Raw genomic sequence first — 22,146 nt, forward strand, 5'->3', positions numbered from 1 at the left:
CCTCAATCATCATCCTGCTTAACTGACGACACGCCGTAGTGTGGATGTTTCAAAGAGCCGCTGATGAAAGAAATTATACCTTCATTCTGGCCATAACAGCTCTTCGATCTCCTCATATTTACGATATGTGTTTTTTCGACATGTAGAATTCTTAAATCCGCCTAGAGAATGTTATGCACTTTAATGCGTGAGCGGTTCAGTAATACTGAATGACGCGAGTTCGGAAGCCGTGTTCCTCTGACGCATCAGACGAAGAAGGGTCGTTGGCTGCCCTGCTGCGAGAGGGCGAGGCACCGTAGCGACATGATTCGCCCGAACTGTTCAACAGGTTGCGTTACGTGATCGGCCACGGGATAGTCTGGTGCGTTATGCTGAACGGCCTGCCTCCCTGATCCGTGGTCTATAAGCAATCACACCACCGGATGGAGGCTTCGAAGCATTGGTGCCTGACCTGCAGGGCATGCTGCATATGGCCATGGACACGTTTGGCCATCTACTGGCCTTGCACGTCACACCAGCCAACTGGGATAATCGCGCCAAGTCGGACATCTCGTCACCGCCATTCAGGAGGTGACAGACGAAAAGCGCGAACTGGCCTATGTCGATCAGGGCTACACAGGCAAGAAGCTGGCCGGGGCAGCGCGGGCTGACGGCATCGCCCTTGAGCTCGTCAAATCACCCAAAGCCAAACGTGGCTTTACACTTCGTCATGCGCTTGTGCGCTATGTTTGCAGGTTGTCGCACTTACCCGCCGCGATCCTGCATTCCACCTTATAAAGTGATAACCGCTCACATTTCCGGTTACGTCAGGACACCGTCAGCGGAATGGGAACAAACCCAACCGGGTCAGGCCTATTCCAACCCTACCCGGCCCCCTGCCTGCGCGCCTCTCCCGCATTATGGTCACTCTCCCTATTTATTGTCGAACGCGCATTCATCAGATCGCAGGTTTCAGACGCCTCCCCGCCTGCTACGAACGAGGGGCCAACATCTATCTCACATTCATCACAATGCATGCTCACTTATAGGAATCCGTTCATTCAAAACATAGTTTTGAAACACGTTTTAAATAGTCTTTTCTATTTCCATATCTGAATGACTACGCAATTTCATGCTTTGTAATTTACGTTGTAAAAAGTCCAAACGATCCTGTCCCCAGAACAGTTCATTATCAAAGACGTAAGTTGGCGTACCAAAAACACCCAGATGTTCAGCGTCTTCAAGGTTACTCTGCCATGCTGCCATAACTTCGGGCGTATCTGAGGTTGCTATAAGGCTTTTTCCATCCGCACCCGTTGTTTCCTCCACTAGGGTACTCAGTGTTTCAGGGTCTGCTATATCGCGGTCCTGCGCCCACAATGCTGACTGAATTCCCCAGGAAAGCGCGGCTCCATTCAAACCTTGCTGATCAGCCGCAATAACCAGACGTGCAGCGGGCTCTATGGTGCGGCACGGATAAAACTTCGGGTCCAGGTTCAGGGGCAGGTTCAGGAAATCACGCCACCGACGCAATTCCACACGATGATATTCCTGACGCGCAACAGGCCTCGTACGAAGAGGAATACCCCCATTGGCCTGAATAATACGGATAGGCCGCAGAATGAGACGAGCCCCCTCTTGGGCGACAATCTGTCTTAATCTGGGAAAGCCCAAATATGCCCACGGGGAAGAGATGCCATAAAATGCCTCTACCACAGGCTGTTTACCGGTTCTGTTCATGATTGATATCCTTATCATTACGGGAAGCATTGTTGAGTTGTTGAGCAAACCTTTGCGGGCATGACCACTTTCTGCCACCCCTCCGCCCGCAACGAAAAAACGTTCCTATATTCATCTGCTGCCGTCCTTCTTGCGTTCGAATCATTTGCTCTAAAGCGTTCGGGTCATGGTTTCGCAAGGCCTTATAGTGCCTAATTTTCATACAAAATAATTTTGGAATATAGATTCATTGCAACACATTTCCACGATTTATTTTAGTATTAAAATCCCATAACAATTTGTTATTCCTTAATTTATTTAAAAAATAGACCTATCTCTTTTTTGATTCTCAATCGGGTTTCGCGACATACTAGCCCCCATTTCATGAGGTTATTGAATTTATGTTGCTATGTCATTCGTAAACATCATATACGTATGACTACGGTAAATTGTTGTTTTATGAATTCACTGTCAGTGAATGTGTTTTGTGGAGCCCCTGCCATGGTCTTTGTTACCGCGAAAGTGAATTTCATACCGGTAGCGTTCGCCCTTACCTGCGTAAGCTCGGTAGCGCTGGCGACCACGGCCCCCACGAAAAAATCCGGAACAGACAAAATCAGCCATCCGGCAGCTCGCACGGCACCAGATGCCGGAAACGCACATTCCAAGTCGGTTAACGCCCGCCGAGAGGAACTGCTTGTCGTATCAAGCAGCCGTGCGCCGAATGGTGTCAGCAATACCACGCCGGGCGGTGGCCTTTTGCCCATACAGACCGCACCGCGCCTGCAAAGCGGCGTAACGCGGGATTATATTGCCAAACAAGCGCAGACATCCAATGCACTAAGCCTTCTTCAGATGTCACCTGGGGCCGTTGTCGGTAGTGCCGATCCTTTGGGTCTATCAGATCATGCCGGTATCAGCGTCCGCGGGATGGATGTCAGCGAACTCGGTCTGGTTTTTGAAGGTATGCCCGCAGGCGATCCAATTTATGGCATTGCCGATACTGCTGAGTGGGCCGATACAGAAAACATCTCCCGTATTGATCTGACGCAGGGCAGCAGTGATATCGCAACCCCATCCTATAGTGCGGTCGGCGGGCAGATTTCGGCACAGCTTCGGAATCCATCAAAAAGGCGCGGTGGCTTTCTGGAATTGAGCGGTGGCACGCATGCCACGAATAAGGATTTCCTGCGTTTTGACACGGGCGAACTCGGGCGCTCGGGCGTTTATGCGTTTGTCTCTGGGTCTTATACCCAAAACGACAACTGGCGTGGTCCCGGCACGAACCGTCGCTATCATGTGGATGCCAAACTGACTAAGAGCTGGGGTGAAGGAAGTCATACAGCCGCCGTGTTTACATGGAACACTGTGGATGAATCTCCCACACGCTACCTTTCTCTGTCGCAGTGGCAGCGATACGGTCGCTCGTATAATTACGCAGGCCAGTACACCCCCGGCTCCACGGATTATTACCGGCAGTTCCAGTACGACCGCACATCGGTCATGATCAGCGCGCCAACACATTTCCGGCTGACCAACAACCTGAGCGCCGATGTCACCCCATATTATCAGTGGATGAGCGGTTCAGTTCCCAGTGCTACAACGCTCACCCCAGGCAAGATCTATTATGGCAATGAATCTGCCGGAACGATTGATTTTCCGACAGTTTACAACGGCAAGGCTGCCGTTGCGGCCATCGCTGGCTCTAACAGCTATAATACGGGTTTCACGGGTAATCTTGCATTGCACACGGGTATCAATACCCTGCGTGTTGGCTACTGGTATGGCAACCTGAACAAGAACTCCCTGTACGATTATGCCCCAGTCAGCAGTAGCGGCAACATTATGGATGATACTATCCGCACCCAGTCTGGCGCTGTGCTGGCGACAAAAAATTTCCACCTGATGCAACAGGTCAACGGTTTTTATATCGAAGATACACTCTCCCTGCTTGACCACCGTCTTGATATTACGGCTGGCTTCAAGGAAGTCCTGATGTCCCGATCCGGCACGAACAATATTCCCGGAGCCACGTATAGCTGGTCTACCAACACAGCTACGCCCTTGCCGCGCATGTCTGTCAGTTACAAAATCACGCCACAGGATACGGTGTTCTTCAACGCATCCACCGGTTTTCATGCACCTGCGTCCGACGTGCCCTATTACGATGCGTTCAACATGTCTACCGGCAAGCTTTCCACCCGTGGCCGCACAGACCTGAAAAATGAATACGCAATCAGCGAGGAGTTGGGATTCAGGCATACCGGGCTGGTTAACGTTTCCGTCGGTCTGTTTAACTATAATTTCACGAACCGTCAGGTTTCCAGTTCAGTTTACGTCGATGGAGCCTTGACCACCAACTTCATCAACGCAGGCGGACAGACAACACGTGGTGCTCAGGCTGAAGTCGCGTTACGGCCGTGGCATCATTTCAGCCCTTATGTGTCAGGGCAGTATCTGCATGCCACTCTCGACAACAATCTCGCAGTCGGGAACGATTATCTGCCGACAAAAGGTAAGACAGCGATCATGAGCCCGAAGTTCACGGCATCGATCGGCATATCTTACGATGACGGACAGTTTTTCGGAAATCTCTATTTCAACTACGTCGATTCCCAGTATTCGACATTCATGAACGACGAAAGCATTCCTGCCTACAAGACTGCCAACGCCACTCTGGGTTACCGCATGAAGTCCTTCGGTTTCCTACATAGTCCGCAGATTATGGTCAATCTGATCAATATTGGAGACAGTAACTACCTTTCAGGTATTTACTCAGCAAAGACCAATGCCAAGACAACCCGAGGCATCTATGGTACATCAATAGCTGGGAGTTCACCCACCTATTACCTTGGCGGTGGTTTTGCGACTGTCGTTGGAATTAGCACAGGCTTTTGATTTTTCATGATAACAATGCGGCAAATTGAGGCATTCCATGCTGTCATATCTATTGGCAGCATGACAGGAGCTGCAAAATATCTGGGGCGAACACAGTCCGCTGTAAGCCGCCTCATACTGGAACTGGAACAGGCTACAGGTCTGACCCTGTTCCAGCGCTCCGGCACACGGCTCCGCGCATCGGAAGATGCCATGCTGCTTTACGAGGAAGTTCGCCGTTCGTTTATCGGCCTACGCTCCATCGAAGACAAAGTGCGCGAAATTGCGAGCGGCATAGGCCGTAAACGGATTAATGTCGGAGCCACGCCAGCCCTTGCAGGCGGCATCGTGCCGCGAGCAATAGCCCGCATGAGTGATGAGAGCACAACCACCCTGACAGCCATGACATCGGAAAGCGTATGCCATGCCGTAGCTGATGGCGGGATTGATCTCGGTTTGGTTACGCTCCCCCTGGAGCATGAAAACGTACACCTGCACTGGATTGGAGAGGCACCGTGTGTGGCGGTTCTGTCAGAGCATGACCCGCTGGCGGAAAACGCCGTAATCTCGCTCAAACACCTCTCTAACCGGCAAATACTGACCGTTGCCAACCCTTTCCGCCTCCGGGGCGTGGTTGACGTGGCGCTGAAAGCCAGCGGTATCAGCACCCATGCCAAGTTTGAAACCAACACATCCCTGACGGCAGTTTTAGCCGCACGGGAAAATCTAGGTATTGCTCTGGTCGAGCCGGTTACAGCTTACGGTATTCCCGTGCAGGGCACCGTGGTGCGACCACTGGCCGAAATCATACCCTGGGTCTGGAGTGTGCTGACACCAGTTTTCAGACCGTTGAATACCGAGGTCGAGCGCCTGATAGAAAGTATCAGCTGCCTTGCGGAAGACTTGATCCCGGGCTTTCACCGGCATCCGCCCGAAGATCTGGAAAAACTTCAAAAGCGACTGTTCAGAGCAGGCGCGGAGGACAAAGCTCTTGGCACACGGTAATGGCCTGACCAAACTGGAGGAGCGACTGAAACGCGAAATGGAAGATCTGAATCTTCCTGCTCGTTCATGGGTTACCCAAGCAAGCCACGAAAACAAGCCAGATTACGATGTGATTGTCATTGGTGGCGGCATGCTGGGGCTGTCTGCCACGGCGGCATTGCTGTTTCAGGGCGTAACATCCGTGCTCTGCCTCGACCGCGCTGAACAAGGGCGCGAAGGGCCGTGGTTGAATTACGCCCGCATGCCCACCCTCCGAACCCCTAAAACCGCCGTGGGGCCTGCGCTCGGTGTGCCTGCCCTGACATTCCGCGCGTGGTTCGATGCGCAATATGGCGCCGATGCCTGGAACGAACTGGATAAAATTCCAACACCAATGTGGATGGCGTATCTTTGCTGGTACCGCAAGGTTCTGGAATTGCCAGTGCGTAATCAGACAAACGTGACGGACATAGCCTTTTGCGACAATGGACTGCTCGCAGTCTCGATCATGGGACATGCTGCACCGCTGACCGCACGCCGTGTCGTGATCGCCACCGGAATTGACGGGCTGGGCCAACCCGCTCTGCCGCCGGTAACCGACAAAATTTCACGCCAGTTTTATGCGCACTCGTCTGACAGGGTGGATTTTCAAGCGCTACGGGGCAAGCGGGTCGGCGTGGTAGGAGCTGGAGCCTCCGCCATGGACAACGCAGCAACTGCGCTGGAATCTGGGGCGAGCAGGGTTGATCTGTTTGTCAGGCGGGCGAGCCTGCCCGATATCGACAAGTTCAGTGGCATTAGTCACGAAGGGCTGATTGTGGGGTACGTAACCCTGCCGGACGAAATAAAATGGAAAATCATGCGTTCTGGTTATGAGTTTCCTGTTCCGGCCCCACGTGACAGTGTTCTGCGTGTCTTCCGGCATGCCAATGCTTATATGCATCTGGATAGCCCGATTGTGGATGCACGCGAGAATAGCGATGGGCTGACCGTACGCACCCCCCATGATGAGGTGGAACTGGATTACCTTATTTTTGCAACCGGCTTTGCTTGCGCATTAGACAAACGGCCTGAACTGCGCCGCCTTGCTCCGCTGGTGCGTCTGTGGCAGGACAGTTTTACTCCCGCAGCGGGAGAAGAATGTGCAGGGCTTGCTGCCCTGCCCGACCTCGCTGACGACTTTTCATTCAGGGCTAAAAACCCCGAACATGCTAACGAGCTTTCCCGTGTTTATGCCTTCAGTTTTGACGCAACACTGAGCCACGGTAAGCTGACAAGCGGCGCTCCCGGATTGACCGAAGCTGCCCAGCGTCTGGCTCGTGGCATTGTCTCATCCCTATTGCGGGACGATGCAAAATCCATTCTGCAGCAGTTCGAGAATTATAGTCGTTCTGAACTGATGGGAGACGAATGGTCACCAGAACAGGTTGTAAAAACCGCCCACACAAAAGAGACAACCCCATGACACACGACGCTCAAACGCTTTACCGCAATAGCCTGGTGATAGATGGCCTGCAAACCTGCGCGTGGAGCCGACCTGTTTTTGAGGAAATGCGCGCCGCTGGCCTGACAATGGTCAATGCAGCGTCCCTCCTGTGGGAAAATTTCAGCGAAGGCATGGCGTATATCCGCACATGGGAGCAGCTTTTCGCGGACAATGCAGACCTGATCATGCCGATCCGCACTGTGGACGATATTGAAACGGCCAAACACACCGGCCGGACGGGTATCAGTATTGGCTGGCAGAATACGTCTCCGCTGGAAGACAGGCTGGATTATATCCGCCTGTTCAAGCTGCTTGGCGTCAACATCATGCAGTTGACCTATAACACCCAGAACTATTCTGGTGCCGGATATCTGGAACTGCGCGACAGCGGACTGACTGGTTTCGGGCGTGAAGTCATTGCCGAAATGAATCGCCAGGGCGTGTTATGCGACCTTAGTCACGTAGGCGACCTGACAGCAGCCGAGGTCATTGAACACTCGCGTAAGCCGGTTTGCATTTCCCACGTGCTGCCCCGTGCCCTGCACGATGTCAAACGCAACAAACCTGATGACCTGTTCAAGGCATGCGCAGCCACGGGCGGTGTGATCGGTCTCAGCCTGTTCGCCCCCGGCCTGAAGGCTGGCAACGATGCCACGATAGAAGATTATCTGGACGCCATGGCCTATGTTCTAGACATTGTTGGGGAAAACCATGTTGCTATCGGGACGGATTTCAGTACGGGACATCCCCGGCCTGGCCCGTGGCAGGTATGGGCAAACCGCGACAAGGGTTACGCCCGGCAACTGACCAACTTTGCCCAGACCGTTATCCGCAAACCGCTCGGTATCGCAACAATCACCGAAACACCCAACCTTGTTCCAGCCATGCTCCGCCGCGGCTGGTCGGAAACACGAATTACAAAAATTCTTGGCGAAAACTGGCTCCGTGTTTTCCGCGCAACATGGTCGGCAGAAACATGACCACGCAGCGGCTCCTAAACCGACGCGGCTTTCTACTTGGGGGCTCTGCGGCAGGCATCACGCTTGCCGCAGGTGCTCGCGCAGAAAACATGACCGTATTGACGGTCGCTGGTTTTGCAGGGCCATTTCAGAGTATTTTCCGCTCGGTTGTTATGGAGACGTTCGAACGCAAGCGGCCGGATGTCCGGGTCGTTTACAGACCGGCCATGAATTCCGCCCAGATGCTGGCTATGCTGCGGCTGGAACGTCAAGCGCCGCAGATTGATGTGGCCATTACCGATATTTCAATCTCTTTTCTGGCGACGGCTGAAAATCTTCTGGCTCCATTGGCTCCGGCAGCCATACCGAACCTTGCTGTTCTGCCCAAATGGGCGCAGCCTGAGGGTATGCGAGGCGTTGCGTTTTCCACCGATAGTCTGGCCCTTTTATACGATACGCGGGGGCTGAAAACACCACCGCAAAGCTGGCTTGATCTGGCAAACCCAGATTTGGCGGATCAGATCTGCCTACCCGTGGAAGACACAAGAGGTGTTGTGCTCCTGCCATTGCTGACACGTATGCAAGGAGGAGATTACCGACAGAACATAGAACCCGGTCTAGCGCTCATGCGCCGGTTCGCCCCTCTTGTCGCGACATGGAATGCTCAGCCTGATCTCTATACTCTTTTGCTGGCAGGAACCGTGGCGCTAGGTGTCGGCTGGAACGGACGGGGGCGCATGATCGCCCAGGCCAATCCGGGCACTCTCTCCGCAGTAATCCCGCGCGAAGGCAGTGTAGCACAGATCAATACACTCAACCTGACAGCACGGGCCCCTGCGGGCGATCTGGCACAGGCGTTTATCGACCATGCTCTTTCAGCGGACGTTCAGGCGGCCTTTGCAGCCAAGGCATATTATGGCCCGGTGAACTCTCAGGTCATACTACCGGATGCCCTGAAACTGGCTATATCCGGCCCGCCAGACGTCGCGGCCAAAGCCATGCAACTCGACTGGCGTTTTGTCAGCGCACATTACAGTGAATGGGTACGTCGTATCCAGCGGGAGGTCATCAGTGGTTGATGCTGCATCCTACCTGAGCATCAGGAACCTGCGCAAAACCTATCCCGGTTCTGCAGTGCCCGCAGTAGCGGACGCCACACTTATGCTGGAACGCGGGCGCATGCTCACACTGCTGGGGCCATCGGGCTGTGGCAAGACCACATTGCTACGGATGCTCGCCGGCCTGACAATACCGGACTCAGGACTGGTTCTGATCGGTGGCCGTTCCATGGTCGGCGTTCCGCTGCACAAACGCAACATGGGCATGGTGTTTCAGTCCTATGCTCTGTTTCCTCATTTAAATGTTGTACGCAATATCGCCTTCGGGCTGGAGGTGCGGGGCCTGAGCGATACTGCCCGCCGCAGGCGCGTAGGCGACATGATAGACCTCATGCATCTGGGCGGATTGGAACACAGGCGGGTTTCCGATCTTTCAGGCGGGCAAAGGCAGCGTGTCGCTCTGGCCCGCGCCCTCGCCATCGAGCCTGACATTCTCTTGCTGGACGAGCCTCTGGCTAATCTGGATATCAAGCTGCGGGGCATCATGCGCGATGAAATCCGCACCCTGCAACGCCGTCTTGGCATTACCTCGGTATTCGTCACCCACGATCAGGAAGAAGCACTTTCGATCGCAGATGTCGTAGCCGTCATGTCTGGCGGTCATATCCGCCAGATCGGCACACCTGTCGAGATTTACGACCGCCCTTCCTGCCGTTTTGTCGCATCTTTTATCGGACGCGGTAATTTTCTGTCCGCACGCTACTTCGCCCCTCTCTGTGCTGATGTTGACGGTTTGGGCCGCATGCCCCTTCCAGACAATATCAGGCCATGGAATGGCACGGGCACCTTGTTTGTACGCCCACACCATATCCACCTTGGCGCACCTCAGGCCGGTGCCTACTCATGCACCGCAAGAGTGGAGGATATTGTCTATGCAGGAGATCGCTACATTATCACCACACAGGCTGGCCAGCAGCGTTTGTGCGTAGAACAACCGGCCCCCCTGCCCGCCGGGATAAGCATCGGACAGGACATACCTCTTTCATGGTTGCCAAGGGACACGCGGTTTGTGTGGGAGGACGGAACATGAGCGAGAGCATGCAGGCGCATCCCCGCTGGTTACGCGGGCTCCTGCTTGCACCGGGCCTGCTGGCACTGGCTGTAACCTTCATACTACCGCTCATATGGCTGGGCCGGGTATCGGTTCTGCCCAGAAGCGGAGACGGTGTGAGCCTTCCCGGCTTTACGCTACAAGCCTACCAACACGTGCTTGGTGATGGGTTCTACTGGTGGGTGCTTTGGAAAACTGTATGGCTTGGGATCCTGACGGCGGCCCTTGCTGTGCCCATGGCTTTTCCCATCGCGCTCTTTCTCGCCCGCACGACAACGCGCTGGCGTGGAGTTCTGGCCGCCCTGGCAATAGCACCACTGCTGACATCCACTGTTATTCGTACCTATGGGTGGATGGTCATTCTAGGACGACATGGCATGATTAACGACATGCTGCTGTGGTCTGGACTACTGACAATGCCTGTCAGGCTTGATAACGGCACGCTGGCAACGGTTATCGCACTGACCGAAATTCTGATGCCTTATGCCATTATCTCAATCCTGAGCAATCTGGGGCGGTTGAATATAGAAATCGAACAGGCCGCGGCATTACTTGGAGCAACGCCATTGCAGGTGTTCCGGCGCGTCATCCTGCCTCTGCTTCTGCCCGGATTGATGACTGCTGCATTGCTGGTTTTTGTGCTTGCTGTCAGCTCCCTTGTCACTCCTCAGCTCATGGGAGGAGGACGGGTATTTGTGCTAGCCACTGAAATTTTCAACGAAACAACAGTCAGCCTGAACTGGCAGATAGCCGGAGCACTCTCCATTTTGCTGCTACTTCTGTTCGGGGGAGTCATTTCCGTCTACCAGCGCATTCTCAGTCGTATGGAAGAACAGTTTTGAAACGCTCTCTCGGCCTGCTGTGCTGGAGGGGGCTGATTGCCGCCCTTTACGCATTTCTACTGGCCCCACTCGTGGTCGTGCTGGTTGTCTCGTTTGACACCAGACCCTACCTGCGTTTCCCGCCCGAGCACCTGTCTTTAGGGTCTTACACTGCGGTTCTACACAATACTGCATTCCTGCATGCGGGGCTGTTTAGCATTCTCGTCGGGGGGGCTGCGGCGGCGGTATCGCTTGCTGTGGGTACCGGGGCTGCCTTTGCTCTGGCTGACAAGGCTTTTCCCGGACGGACTGCCATACAGGCCATGTTTTTTTCCCCCATGGTGGTGCCCCACATCGTACTCGCAGTCGGGCTGATGATGACATTGCAACCGCTTGGCCTACTGGATACCCTCAGTGGTCTGGTTATCGCGCACGTAGGCATTACGCTGCCCTATGTCGTCCGCATAGTTCTATCCGGCCTGAAAAACCTAGATCCTGCATGCGAGGAAGCCGCACGCCTGCATGGCGCCACACCATGGCAGGCATTCTGGCGTGTAACACTGCCCGGATTACGCACGACACTGGTTGCCGCCGGGCTGATCGCCTTTCTATTTTCGTTTGACGAGGCGGTTATCGTTCTGTTCATCGCAGGGCACCGAGCCACCACTCTACCGCTTGCAATCTACCACTATATCCAGTTCAAGACAGATCCACAGGTTGCGGCCCTGTCTGTTCTGGTCGTACTGGCCAGCATGATCCCGGTGGTCATAATCGAGCGCGGCATAAACATCCGTCGTGCTCTGACAGGATAGAACATGAGCGATTCTAGACATATGTCAAATGCAACGTATGTGCGCACGCAATATGGCAGACTGGAAGGCCGTGTAGTCAACAGCATTCATACTTTTCTAGGCGTTCCCTATGCTGGCTCCTTGCGCCCTGGCAGGCGTTTTGCCAAACCGCAGGAACCGGATGCGTGGGAGGGTATTCGCCCAGCCTTCACGCATGGGCCTGTCTGCCCCCAGGTTCCTACCTATGGGCCTGTGGGGCATGGCGCTACATCCGCACTGAACGCGGGAGAAGACTGCCTCACACTAAACATCCGCACGCCAACCCCTCATGGCAAAGCGCCTGTGCTGGTGTGGGTGCATGGGGGGGGATATGCGGTCGGCTCAGCAAACGAGGCAGTTCTGCAGAGCGGCGCTTTCGCAGCTAGCGGAATTGTAGAAGTTACACTGAATTACCGATTAGGGGCTTTGGGATTTCTGCATCTGGACGATGCACCGGACAATCGCGGACTGCTCGATATTATCCGTGCATTACAGTGGGTCCGCGACAACATAACCAGTTTCGGGGGCGATCCTGCCCGTATCACGCTTGCAGGCCGGTCAGCTGGTGGCTTTGCCGTAGCGACCCTGATGGCCATGCCCGAAGCGCAGGGGCTTTTTTCCCGCGCCCTGATACAATCCGGCGCGACACCCGCCGTGCTGCCCAAGCATTGCGCCCAACGAACAACAGAACGGTTTCTGTCCCGGTTAGGAATCACGGCCTCCGAGTTGGAGACGGTAGACATCACGCATATCCTGAATGCCCAAAAGCAGATATGCGATGAATCCTATAACAACCATAACTGGCTGCGCGATGGCTCAGTCACGGTCGTTGGTATTCCCTTCCAGCCGGTTATCGACCCGCATACCCTACCATGCCACCCCGAGCAGGCAGCCGCACAAGGGAGCGTAGCACCCGTGCCGGTCATGATCGGAACGACATCGGCTGAATATCTTACGCATTCGCGTATGCACCCGAACCTGACCCATCATGATCTACCCACTTTGCTAGACCCCCGTGTGCGGCCTCTAGGAACACGTGGGAAAACCATAGTCGAACGCTACCGACAGGCATTACCCCATCACAGCCCCATAGGCCTGTGGCGTGCCATCGCAGGCGATCTGGTATTCCAAAACCCCACAACACACTATGCGTCTTTGCTCAGCCAGACGCAGCCCGTCTACAAATATCTGTACGGAGACATTCTGCCTGATGAAACAGGCGCCGCGCACGGAGCTGAACTGGCAGAAGTCTGGTGGCGACAAGGCCTAGATGTTCAGGATCTTCCCCAGCGCTATCACGGGTTGGACCCAATTTCTGCCCGACAGGTGCATGAAATATGGCGTAGCTTTATTGCCGATACCTGGCCAGTCCTGCAGCGCAACCCACATTGGTTATCTTACAGCCCTTCAAAGCCAACAGTCCTTTCGATTTCAAACGGTGCAACCCGTAATATAGAAGACCCTTTCTTTGCAAGAGAGTTACTCTGGCACTCCTGAAAGCTGGCTTTGTTGCACAATTTACTGATTGGTCGTGCTGAACGCTTTTATGTTTTTTATTACACGACCGCGTATGTGAGTGGTGTCCCAGGTGCTATGACGCGATCGAGGACGGCCATCCGAGTGTGAACTTCGGCGATCTGGAGCGTTCGAAGAACAATGAGTTACAGATTTCTCTGTCTGATTTTTGGGGGCGTCGGCTGGCATTGAGTGTTTTGGGTAGTCATTTGCGCTCTGCGTTTTGAGCAGAGTGACGATTTCATGCGCTGGATTGCGTGCTTTGGCGCGGCCACGCGTGTGGCATCCAATATCTGGCCCGACATCGGCAGATAACCAGTGTTACGCAGGGTCGCGTCAAACCGGTCAAACAGTCTCTCGATCGCGCCTGTCTGGGGCAGACGGTCGTTGATCAGATACTCCGTCCGTTCATCGGACAGATTGTTCAACGTCTGGGTCACCAGGATTTTGAACATCAGCACCGGATCAAACGAGGGACGACCACCTTGCTACCGTCTGAATAGGCCACAGCCTGCTCCAGATCAGGGCGGAAGACTTCAAAATCCACAGTCCGGGAAAACACTTCAAGTTGATCACCCGGATCACTCAACCGGGACAACCGCTCCTCAACGTCAAACAAACCGGGCTACTTCATCATCTACCCCTCCGATCAAAGCAGAAGATATGGAATCATAGAGCGGGTCTCGAAACCAGAGGGGGTTTTCGAGCCCTCCAGCTACCTCTGGTCATGTGTGGGGTAACGGTCACAGTATTTTACACACATTAAATATTCAGGGAACTTCCAGCACTTCCATCTCTTTTCATGCTGAAGACGCGTTCAATTTCTTAAGTAATACTTTCAATTTATTTAAAACTTATGAACGCGAAAGCCATTTTTAGCACGGATTTCGGTTTTTCGTGCCCAGAACGGAGTGCATAATGCCAGCTTCCCCTGTCGCACCGGCGGCTTCTGCCGCTACTTCGCCCCCCGCGGCCAACACCGCACCAGCAAAAGCAACCTCCACAACGCTAGACAGTGCCGCGATAGAAAAAAAAATTGCTGATCTAAAAAGCTCCCCCTCAGGACTGACCTCAGCCGACGCCAAAGCCCGCCTTGCGCACGACGGCCCCAATGCCATCCAGGCCCATGAAGAAAGCCGGTGGAAAAAACTACTGGGATATTTCTGGGGGCCAATCCCTTGGATGATTGAACTGGCTGCGCTCATTTCCTTCCTACGGCAGGACTGGCCAGACTTTATCGTTATTTCCGGGCTGTTGCTCTACAATGCAGCTGTAGGCTTCTGGCAGGACAACAAGGCCGCCAACGCTTTGGCAGCGCTAAAGAAAGGGCTAGCCCTCAAAGCCTCTGTCTGCCGTGATGGCCACTGGGTGTCGGTGGATGCCGCAACCCTTGTTGCGGGTGATGTCGTCACCGTTGCAGCAGGGGAGATTGTTCCTGCGGATCTGCTGCTGGTTTCTGGCAAATATCTTTCGGTGGATCAGGCTGCTTTGACAGGAGAATCCCTGCCTGTTTCCAAACGTATTGGGGATGGTGCCTACTCTGGCTCCATCGCACGCCAAGGCTCCATGACCGGGCTTGTTGTCGCTACGGGCAATAATACTTTCTTCGGTCGTACAGCCAGGCTGGTTGCCTCTGCTGGCAGCAAGTCCCATGCCGAGCAGGCCGTTCTGCGTATTGGTGACTTCCTGATCATTCTTGCGGCTGCCCTGGCCGTGGTGCTGATTGGCGCGCAGCTCTGGCGTGATCTGGCGTCCGGCGCTGGCTGGCATTGGAGCGAAGCCGGGGCCATTGCCCAGTTCGTGCTTGTTCTACTGGTGGCCTCTGTCCCGGTTGCCATGCCTGCTGTCATGTCCGTCACCATGGCGCTGGGGGCTTTGGCGCTATCACGCCAGAAAGCCATTGTCTCGCGCCTGTCTGCAATTGAGGAACTGGCTGGCGTCGATATCCTGTGCTCCGACAAAACAGGCACGCTTACCCAGAACAAGCTGACCCTGCAGGCTCCCATTCCCTTTGGCACCACCACGGCAGATGATCTGGTAACGGGCGCAGCTCTGGCAACCCAGAAGCAAAGCACGGATGCCATTGATATTGCCGTACTGAAAGCCCTGCCAAACACCACGATGCTGGACAGCTACAAGCCGCTCGACTTTGTGCCCTTTGACCCTGTGAACAAAAAAACCGTTGGTATTGTGCAAGCTGCCAACGGGCAGGAACTGCGCTTTGCCAAGGGCGCTCCGCAGGTTATTGCGACACTCTGTGGCATGGGGGAATATGCCTCCGGCCCCCATCATACTGACGAAGCCACTGCATTTTTTGGCAAGGTGGATGAACTGGCCAGCCATGGCACCCGTGCTCTTGGTGTGGCCAAGTCAGCCGATAGCGGCAAGACATGGACATTGCTGGGCCTGCTGGCCCTGCTAGACCCACCCCGCCCGGACGCCAAGCAGACCATTGCTGAAGCCACCAAACTGGGCCTGTCGGTCAAGATGGTGACCGGGGACGATGTGGCCATTGGCTCGGAAATTGCCCATCAGCTCGGCTTGGGTGAACACCTGCGTAAAGCCAGCGATATCTTTACCAAAAACACCGACCCCAACCACATTCCGCTTGATACTGCCCGCGCGGTGGAAGCCTCCGACGGGTTTGGCCGTGTGTTCCCCGAGCATAAGTTTGAAATTGTCAAAGCCCTTCAGGAACTCGGCCATATCGTCGCCATGACAGGCGATGGTGTGAATGACGCCCCCGCCCTTAAACAGGCTGATTGCGGCGTTGCTGTCAGCGGGGCGACCGATGCAGCGCGCTCGGCGGCAGCTTTGGTGCTGACCGCTCCGGGCCTGTCCACCATTGTTAACGCCATTACCGAAGCCCGCGCCATTTTCGAGCGGATTACCTCCTACGTGTATTATCGTATCGCCATGACGATCGACATCATGTTCGTGGTGGTTCTGTCCTACCTTGTGTTTGGCTTCCAACCCTTAACCGCCATCATGATTGTGGTGCTGGCCCTGCTGGATGACATCCCGATCATGACCATTGCGTACGACAACGTACGCACCGCAGCTACACCGGTACGCTGGAACATGCACCGGATTATCTCCTTCTCCTCCATCATGGGGCTTGCTGCTCTGGCGCAGAGCTTCGGGCTCATCCTGCTGGGCATTTACTGGATGCATAGCCCAGACCTTATACAGATTATTCCCCTCAACCCGCACCACCTGCAAACCATGCTGTTCCTACAGCTTGCCGCCGGGGGCCACCTGCTACTGTTTGTGGTACGCACCCGCACAACCCTGTTCCGCCCCCCCTTCCCCAGCCTGCCACTGCTGCTGGCGGTACTTGGCACGCAGATTGTGGCTGTGCTGCTGTGTGCCTACGGCATCCTGGTTCCTGCCCTGTCCTGGCCGCTGATTGGCATGGTCTGGGCCTATGCGCTGGTATGGATGGTGGTCATGGACGGTGTGAAACTGCTCTACAACGCAGCCATGACCCGGCGTGAGAAAAACAGTACCGCCCTGACACGCCCCATCGCCCAGAGCTGACAGCCTGATACTTCTGATTGCCGACAAAGGAAAAACTCATGGACCTTCGCAATTCTCTGGTTGTCAAACCCGGCAGCCGTATCAAACTGAAGCACCTTGATGCGGCCTCAACCGGCACATGCAAGTCCTCCACTGAAGCAGAGCAGGAAACCGCCAAGAACAGAATTCACCTCGGCGAACTCCAGCAGAAACTCTACGGCGAGAAAAAACATGCCCTGCTGATTGTTCTGCAAGGGATAGATGCTGCAGGCAAGGATGGCATCTGCTGGCATGTTATGCAGGCCATGAACCCACAGGGCACGTATGTTCATGGCTTTAAACAGCCCACGGAAGAAGAAAAACTGCATGACTTCCTGTGGCGTATCCACCCCCACACGCCGGGGCTTGGGCAGATCGGTGTTTTCAACCGCTCGCACTACGAGGATGTGCTGGTCGTGCGCGTGCACGACCTTGTACCGAAGAAAGTATGGTCAAAACGTTATGACCTGATCAACGATTATGAGAAAATGTTGAAAGACCATAACGTGACCGTCCTGAAATTCTTCCTCTACATTTCCCCCGAGGAGCAGCTTGAACGCTTCCGCCAGCGGTTGGATGACCCGGCCCGACAGTGGAAAATCAGTGAGTCCGACTATAAGGAACGAGCCCTGTGGGATCAGTATCTTGAAGCTTTTGAGGACATGCTGAAAAAATGCTCCACCAAGGATGCCCCCTGGTATGTCATTCCTTCCAACCACAAATGGTTCCGTAATCTGGCTGTTTCAAACATCATCAGAAAAACGCTGGAAGATATGAACATGCATCTGCCAGCACCGATGGTTGACCTTGAAAAAATCCGTCAGCAATATCACAGCGCCAAGACGGACCCTGTATAAAAGGCGCGGTCGAGGGCGGGCTATCACACCCGCCTTTTTTAACCACAACACCGTTTGGCGAGACCCATGGATACAACCCTTTTCTTTTTCCTGATGGTTTACATCACCATGGGCCTTGGCAAGCTGCCCGGCTTCAAGGTCGATCGCACAGGGGCAGCCATTGTCGGTGCTCTGGCTATGATGGCCGCAGGCAGTATAAGCGCCAAAGCCGCCTGGATGGCTATAGATTACCGCACCATTGGCATGCTGTTCGGGCTTATGGTCGTATCCGGTGCCTTTGCTGAGTCCGGTTTTTATGCCTGGACAGCCCAGCGCGTGGCAACACTGTCGGTCGGGCCTGTGGCCCTGCTGGGGGTTCTGGTTGTTGTCGGGGCGTTTTTATCATCCATTCTGACCAACGATGTCGTGGTTGTGGCCATGACCCCGCTGCTTATTTCCATTACCCTAGCGCGGGGCCTTAATCCTGTACCCTTTTTGTTGGCCTTCTGTTTTGCCGCCAACACGGGCTCTGCCGGAACATTAATTGGCAGCCCGCAGAACATGATTGCCGCACAGGAACTGGGCATTTCCTTTATGGGCTTTCTGTCCGTCGCCGGGTTGCCTGCCCTGTTGTCACTGGTCATCGTGTGGGGCATTATTGCATGGATGTACCGTGGCCACTGGACACTCCCTGCCGCCCCCGCCACAACCACCCCTGCTCCGGCAGCCCCTCCCCCTACGCAATTTGATGTGGTGGAAACCTGCAAGGCAACCTTTGTCACCATTGCCGTTGTCATCGCCTTTGTGCTGGATGCATGGCCGCGCGAACTGGTTGCCCTGACAGCAGCCAGCTTTTTGCTGATCAATCGTAAAATTGCCTCCAGCGATGTGCTCAAGCAGGTGGACGGCAACCTACTGCTGCTAATTGCCGGTCTGTTTGTGGTCAACGCCGCCATGACCAGCACGGATCTGCCACAACACCTGCTGCATGACATGCGGGCATGGGGCATCAATCTGAATGATCCGCTGTCCCTTCTGTTTGCCAGTTCGATACTCAGCAACATCATCGGCAACAACCCGACTGTTATGCTGCTGGTGCCTTTTCTGGATACTGGCAGTCATGCCGATATGCTGGGAGCAGCACTAGCGTTGGGTACCGGCTTTTTCAGCAATCTGATTGTTTTTGGTAGTCTGGCTGGGATTATCGTTGTCGAACAGGCCGCGAGACATGGTGTTAAAATCTCGTTTGGTGCCTTTGCACGTGTGGGAGCCCCAGTCTCAATCGTGTGTATCGTGATGGCCGCTGTCTGGATCATGTTGATCCAGCACCATGCCTGAGACTTCAGTTTAATCTGGAAGACTCGAAAAAAACTCTGGTTGTTTCGTGAACACCTGACCCAAGCGGACGTGATTGAAAGTGAACTGCCCCGGCATATCCAGAGATCCAACGCCGGAAAATCCGTTATCCGGTCGCGTGTCGAGCATATCTTTGCCGATCAGAAATCACAGACGGGGCTGTTCGTCCGGACTGTAGGCATCGCTCGAGCCACCATGAGGATCGGGCTGGCCAATATCGTCTATAATATCCGCCGCCTTCTCCTCCTGGAGCGGATTAACGCCGCCGCGTAGCAATCCAGAGCATGCAAACCTCTCTCTGCTCAAAACGCAGAACGAAAATCACATCCAGAGCCTTCAATACCAGCCTGCGAGCCCAAAATCAGGCAGAAAGGTCTTCAATCAACGGTTCTTCGAACCCACGACGTGCTATTCACAAAGTACTCAGGGATAACGCCTCCAAGATTGATGAGTGGCTCACGAAGGCCAGAATCGGAACCAAGACAGAGGTTGAAGGATATATCTCGAGCAGCGGAGCTGTCATTATCAAAAACAGTGATCGTTTGCGCAAAACTGCTCGACGTATCCGCGTGACAATTATCAAAAAAGAACACAATGGAATGATTTACTATGTCCAAACTGTTAAACTATACCACTAATGATATTCTCGACCTGTTTCCTCGTCTGGCTGACCTCGGCTGCGGCGCATTCGGCGAAGATGCCGATACCTTTGGCGATACGTTACGTGAAGTTATACAGGATGAACCACAAACGCGGGTTTTGTCATTCAAATGGCAAACAATTAGCGAATTAAGAACTTTATTAGCTGGCAGTGATGCAGATATCGAGTGCATCAGTGAGGCTGTCCTTGGCATAATTCCAACCGTTGCCCCTGAGGAACCACCGAATTGAGGCAGTTTTTCTAACCTGCGGGCATTCTGGGCAGCTGTTCTACATGCCTTTGAAAACGACCCCGAAGTGCAGGCAGGAAGAGAGATTGACCCCAACGTGTAGGAGAGAGGCATTTACCAACACCAAAATACAGAATGTCTGCTTTCATGTGTTGATGTTCCAGAAGCAGACTTTCCGCTCCCCCCCGATAGTGTTGAAAAACTCATGGTGAAGAGTGAAAGTGTTGCCAAGCCACTTCGACATAAGTGCAGCTTTCTTGCCTCATGTGGATAAGGCAGGCGCTCCGGCAGGTATCAGTTTCGCCATTTTGCGGAGATTTTGGGCAGTTGCGGCGAGATGGAACTCATCACGGGCACCGTTTGGCCCTCTGAGCCTCAACCGATCGATCTTCAAAATGCGCTTGAGGTGAGCAAACAGCATTTCGACCTTCTTTCGTTCTCGTCTGGAGACAATATAGGCGTCGGTTAAGGCAATGTCGCGGGCCAGATCACGAGCACCTTCATGAACAGAGCGCAGAACCTTACGATTGGGCTGATTGGGGCAGCATTTTTGTTTGAGAGTGCATACGTCGCACGCCAGTTTCGACGAACGGTATCGAAGTAGGTTGTCGGGAGAGGTGTTTGGTCGATCCGAGTTGATCTTGCGCCACTGCTGCTTCAGTTCCTGTCCACCAGGACAGACGTAAAAATCGTGCACGTGGTCATATGTGAAATCTCGGCGTTCGAAAGTCCCGTCCTGCCGGGCAGATTTGTCGAAGACCGGAATGTGAGGTTCGATGCCACGCTCATGAACCAGCCACGCAAGATTTTCAGCGGATCCATAAGCTGTATCCGCAGCAAGCCTTTCGGGCCAAATTCCAAACGTTTCCTGCGTATGCTCTATCATTCTGCGTTGCGCCGTAACCTCGGCCTGCCGAATGGCAGTCGTGGTTTCTACATCCATGATGACAGCCGATTTAAGGTCGATGAGGTAATTTGTGCAGTAGGCATAATAAGCAAGGCCACCGCTTGCAGCGTTCCAACGTGCAGCAGGATCGACCGGAGAGATATATTTTGGTTGTACGGGCGTAGCAGACCCAAATGCAGCATCGTCCAGCACCGAGAAATACTCCCGCACAGCACGATGGGCTGCCTCGATTGGCAACTTATCCGGGCTCGGAACACTACGCTGCCGGTTAGCATCGGCCTTGATCGTGCTGGCATCGATCGCAAAGCCTTCACTGCCTACCAGCCCCTCGACGATGCACTGCCGGACGGTCATTTCGAACATCTGGCGAAGCAGATCACTTTCCCGAAAGCGTCCGTGCCGGTTTTTCGAGAATGTCGAATGATCAGGCACAGGGCCGTCGAGACCAAGGCCACAGAACCATCGGTAGGCCAGGTTAAGATGGACTTCTTCACATAGCCTTCGCTCGGATCGAATACCCATCACGTAGCCAACGATTAACATCCTGATGATCAGTTCGGGATCGATCGAAGGCCGCCCCGTGCCGCTGTAAAATGGGCGAAGATGCTCACGCAGGCCATCCAGATCGACAAAGCGATCAATTGAACGCAAAAGGTGGCCAGCTGGCACATGATCTTCAAGACGGAACTCGTAGAACAGTGCCTCCTGTATTTTCGTTCGATCACCCATCATTTGCAGGTTCCTCCTGCGAAGAGTGAATCAGTGCTTCACTCTCAAAGCAAGCGCGACTTTTTCAACACTATCGGGGGGAAGCAGAATGTCAGCTTCTGGATCACAATTTAAATTACCTTGCCATTCAATCAGATCAGAATTGACTGGGGAGCTTTTTAATTCGGATCACGACGCTTCCACTGATCTTCGAACCAGTAAAGTGGCATTGATCCAACCATAGACTCTGGATTATCATGAAATTTCTTGCGCTCTTACTGCCTAATCGCGAATGACACATGAAATAAGGCCGATCGCGCAATCTGCATTACCCGGATCGCCTTCGATTCCAGCTCGTCGCTCCCAATGGCAATCCCGAAACTACTGGTGTTGGAGGGTCCGATCGTGAACGGCTTGGCCCAACCCATGCTTACACGCAGATAAGTGTGTTCAAGAGCGTTGCGGATCGCATGGAGTTCTCGGGCATCTGCGGACGTTATCTGCTTGAGTTGATCGTCAAACAGTTCCTTTGAAAGCCAATAAAGTCCTAGG

The 22,146-nt window shown here is 54.1% G+C and carries 16 protein-coding genes and 4 pseudogenes; 16 read left to right on the forward strand and 4 right to left on the reverse strand.

Features of this window, described 5'->3' with window-relative positions; translation table 11 throughout:
- Positions 1-463: 463 nt before the first annotated feature.
- Positions 464-705: pseudogene (locus tag J2D75_RS14700) on the forward strand (transposase); the annotation flags it as partial.
- 360 nt (positions 706-1,065) lie between these two features.
- Here the strand turns inward: J2D75_RS14700 and J2D75_RS12920 are convergent.
- Positions 1,066-1,719, reverse strand: coding sequence for a 2-hydroxychromene-2-carboxylate isomerase (locus J2D75_RS12920; protein ID WP_207855235.1), 654 nt, complete (start codon positions 1,717-1,719; stop codon positions 1,066-1,068).
- Positions 1,720-2,199: 480 nt separating this feature from the next.
- Here J2D75_RS12920 and J2D75_RS12925 point away from each other — a divergent pair, with 480 nt between their 5' ends.
- From J2D75_RS12925 to J2D75_RS12965, 9 genes are all read left to right on the forward strand, one after another.
- Positions 2,200-4,596 (forward strand): TonB-dependent receptor, encoded by a 2,397-nt coding sequence (locus tag J2D75_RS12925; protein WP_207855236.1) that lies wholly within the window; start codon positions 2,200-2,202, stop codon positions 4,594-4,596.
- A gap of 15 nt (positions 4,597-4,611) precedes the next feature.
- On the forward strand, positions 4,612-5,580 hold the full coding sequence (locus J2D75_RS12930) for a LysR family transcriptional regulator (protein ID WP_279381470.1): 969 nt from the start codon (positions 4,612-4,614) through the stop codon (positions 5,578-5,580).
- Entirely contained in the window at positions 5,567-7,024 is a 1,458-nt protein-coding gene (locus J2D75_RS12935; RefSeq protein WP_243428753.1) for an NAD(P)-binding domain-containing protein, read from the forward strand. The genes J2D75_RS12930 and J2D75_RS12935 overlap by 14 nt, the downstream gene beginning before the upstream one ends.
- Entirely contained in the window at positions 7,021-8,025 is a 1,005-nt protein-coding gene (locus tag J2D75_RS12940) for a membrane dipeptidase (protein ID WP_207855238.1), read from the forward strand. The genes J2D75_RS12935 and J2D75_RS12940 overlap by 4 nt, the downstream gene beginning before the upstream one ends.
- A gap of 89 nt (positions 8,026-8,114) precedes the next feature.
- Positions 8,115-9,083 carry an extracellular solute-binding protein gene (locus J2D75_RS12945; RefSeq protein ID WP_243428754.1) on the forward strand — a complete coding sequence of 323 codons (969 nt, stop codon included), beginning with the start codon at positions 8,115-8,117 and terminating at the stop codon, positions 9,081-9,083.
- Entirely contained in the window at positions 9,076-10,152 is a 1,077-nt protein-coding gene (locus tag J2D75_RS12950) for an ABC transporter ATP-binding protein (RefSeq protein WP_265783070.1), read from the forward strand. The genes J2D75_RS12945 and J2D75_RS12950 overlap by 8 nt, the downstream gene beginning before the upstream one ends.
- Positions 10,149-11,015: an ABC transporter permease gene (locus J2D75_RS12955; protein ID WP_207855240.1), complete on the forward strand. Its 867-nt coding sequence runs from the start codon at positions 10,149-10,151 to the stop codon at positions 11,013-11,015. The genes J2D75_RS12950 and J2D75_RS12955 overlap by 4 nt, the downstream gene beginning before the upstream one ends.
- The gene (locus J2D75_RS12960) at positions 11,012-11,806 is read left to right on the forward strand and encodes an ABC transporter permease (RefSeq protein ID WP_243428755.1); all 795 of its coding nucleotides are present in this window, start codon (positions 11,012-11,014) and stop codon (positions 11,804-11,806) included. Before J2D75_RS12955 ends, J2D75_RS12960 begins: the two co-directional genes overlap by 4 nt.
- A 3-nt stretch (positions 11,807-11,809) precedes the next feature.
- Positions 11,810-13,321: a carboxylesterase/lipase family protein gene (locus J2D75_RS12965; protein ID WP_243428756.1), complete on the forward strand. Its 1,512-nt coding sequence runs from the start codon at positions 11,810-11,812 to the stop codon at positions 13,319-13,321.
- A 278-nt stretch (positions 13,322-13,599) separates the two neighbouring features.
- Here J2D75_RS12965 and J2D75_RS12970 read toward each other — a convergent pair.
- Positions 13,600-13,958, reverse strand: a pseudogene (locus J2D75_RS12970) (transposase); the annotation flags it as partial.
- Positions 13,959-14,257: 299 nt separating this feature from the next.
- On the opposite strand from J2D75_RS12970, the gene J2D75_RS12975 reads away from it, so the two are divergent.
- The 6 genes and pseudogenes from J2D75_RS12975 (at position 14,258) to J2D75_RS13000 (ending at position 20,082) form a co-directional block, all read left to right on the forward strand.
- Complete coding sequence (locus tag J2D75_RS12975) at positions 14,258-16,879, forward strand: plasma-membrane proton-efflux P-type ATPase (RefSeq protein WP_207855241.1); 2,622 nt, start codon at positions 14,258-14,260, stop codon at positions 16,877-16,879.
- Between the two features lie 38 nt (positions 16,880-16,917).
- Positions 16,918-17,754 (forward strand): polyphosphate kinase 2 family protein, encoded by an 837-nt coding sequence (locus J2D75_RS12980; protein WP_207855242.1) that lies wholly within the window; start codon positions 16,918-16,920, stop codon positions 17,752-17,754.
- A gap of 66 nt (positions 17,755-17,820) precedes the next feature.
- Positions 17,821-19,071 carry an SLC13 family permease gene (locus tag J2D75_RS12985; protein ID WP_207855243.1) on the forward strand — a complete coding sequence of 417 codons (1,251 nt, stop codon included), beginning with the start codon at positions 17,821-17,823 and terminating at the stop codon, positions 19,069-19,071.
- 84 nt (positions 19,072-19,155) lie between these two features.
- Positions 19,156-19,362 (forward strand): annotated as a pseudogene (locus tag J2D75_RS12990) (IS5/IS1182 family transposase); the annotation flags it as partial.
- A gap of 11 nt (positions 19,363-19,373) precedes the next feature.
- Complete coding sequence (locus tag J2D75_RS12995) at positions 19,374-19,727, forward strand: RNase A-like domain-containing protein (RefSeq protein ID WP_207855244.1); 354 nt, start codon at positions 19,374-19,376, stop codon at positions 19,725-19,727.
- A pseudogene (locus J2D75_RS13000) lies at positions 19,699-20,082 on the forward strand (hypothetical protein). Before J2D75_RS12995 ends, J2D75_RS13000 begins: the two are co-directional and overlap by 29 nt.
- Positions 20,083-20,241: 159 nt before the next feature.
- Here J2D75_RS13000 and J2D75_RS13005 read toward each other — a convergent pair.
- Together J2D75_RS13005 and J2D75_RS13010 are read right to left on the reverse strand one after the other, a co-directional pair.
- Positions 20,242-21,618 (reverse strand): transposase, encoded by a 1,377-nt coding sequence (locus tag J2D75_RS13005; RefSeq protein ID WP_207855245.1) that lies wholly within the window; start codon positions 21,616-21,618, stop codon positions 20,242-20,244.
- 251 nt (positions 21,619-21,869) lie between these two features.
- Positions 21,870-22,146, reverse strand: a 277-nt coding sequence (locus tag J2D75_RS13010; protein ID WP_243428757.1) for an LA2681 family HEPN domain-containing protein, incomplete at its 5' end; no start/stop codon positions are given.

It is taken from the genome of Acetobacter suratthaniensis, from assembly GCF_017377745.1.
Lineage (GTDB): Bacteria > Pseudomonadota > Alphaproteobacteria > Acetobacterales > Acetobacteraceae > Acetobacter > Acetobacter suratthaniensis.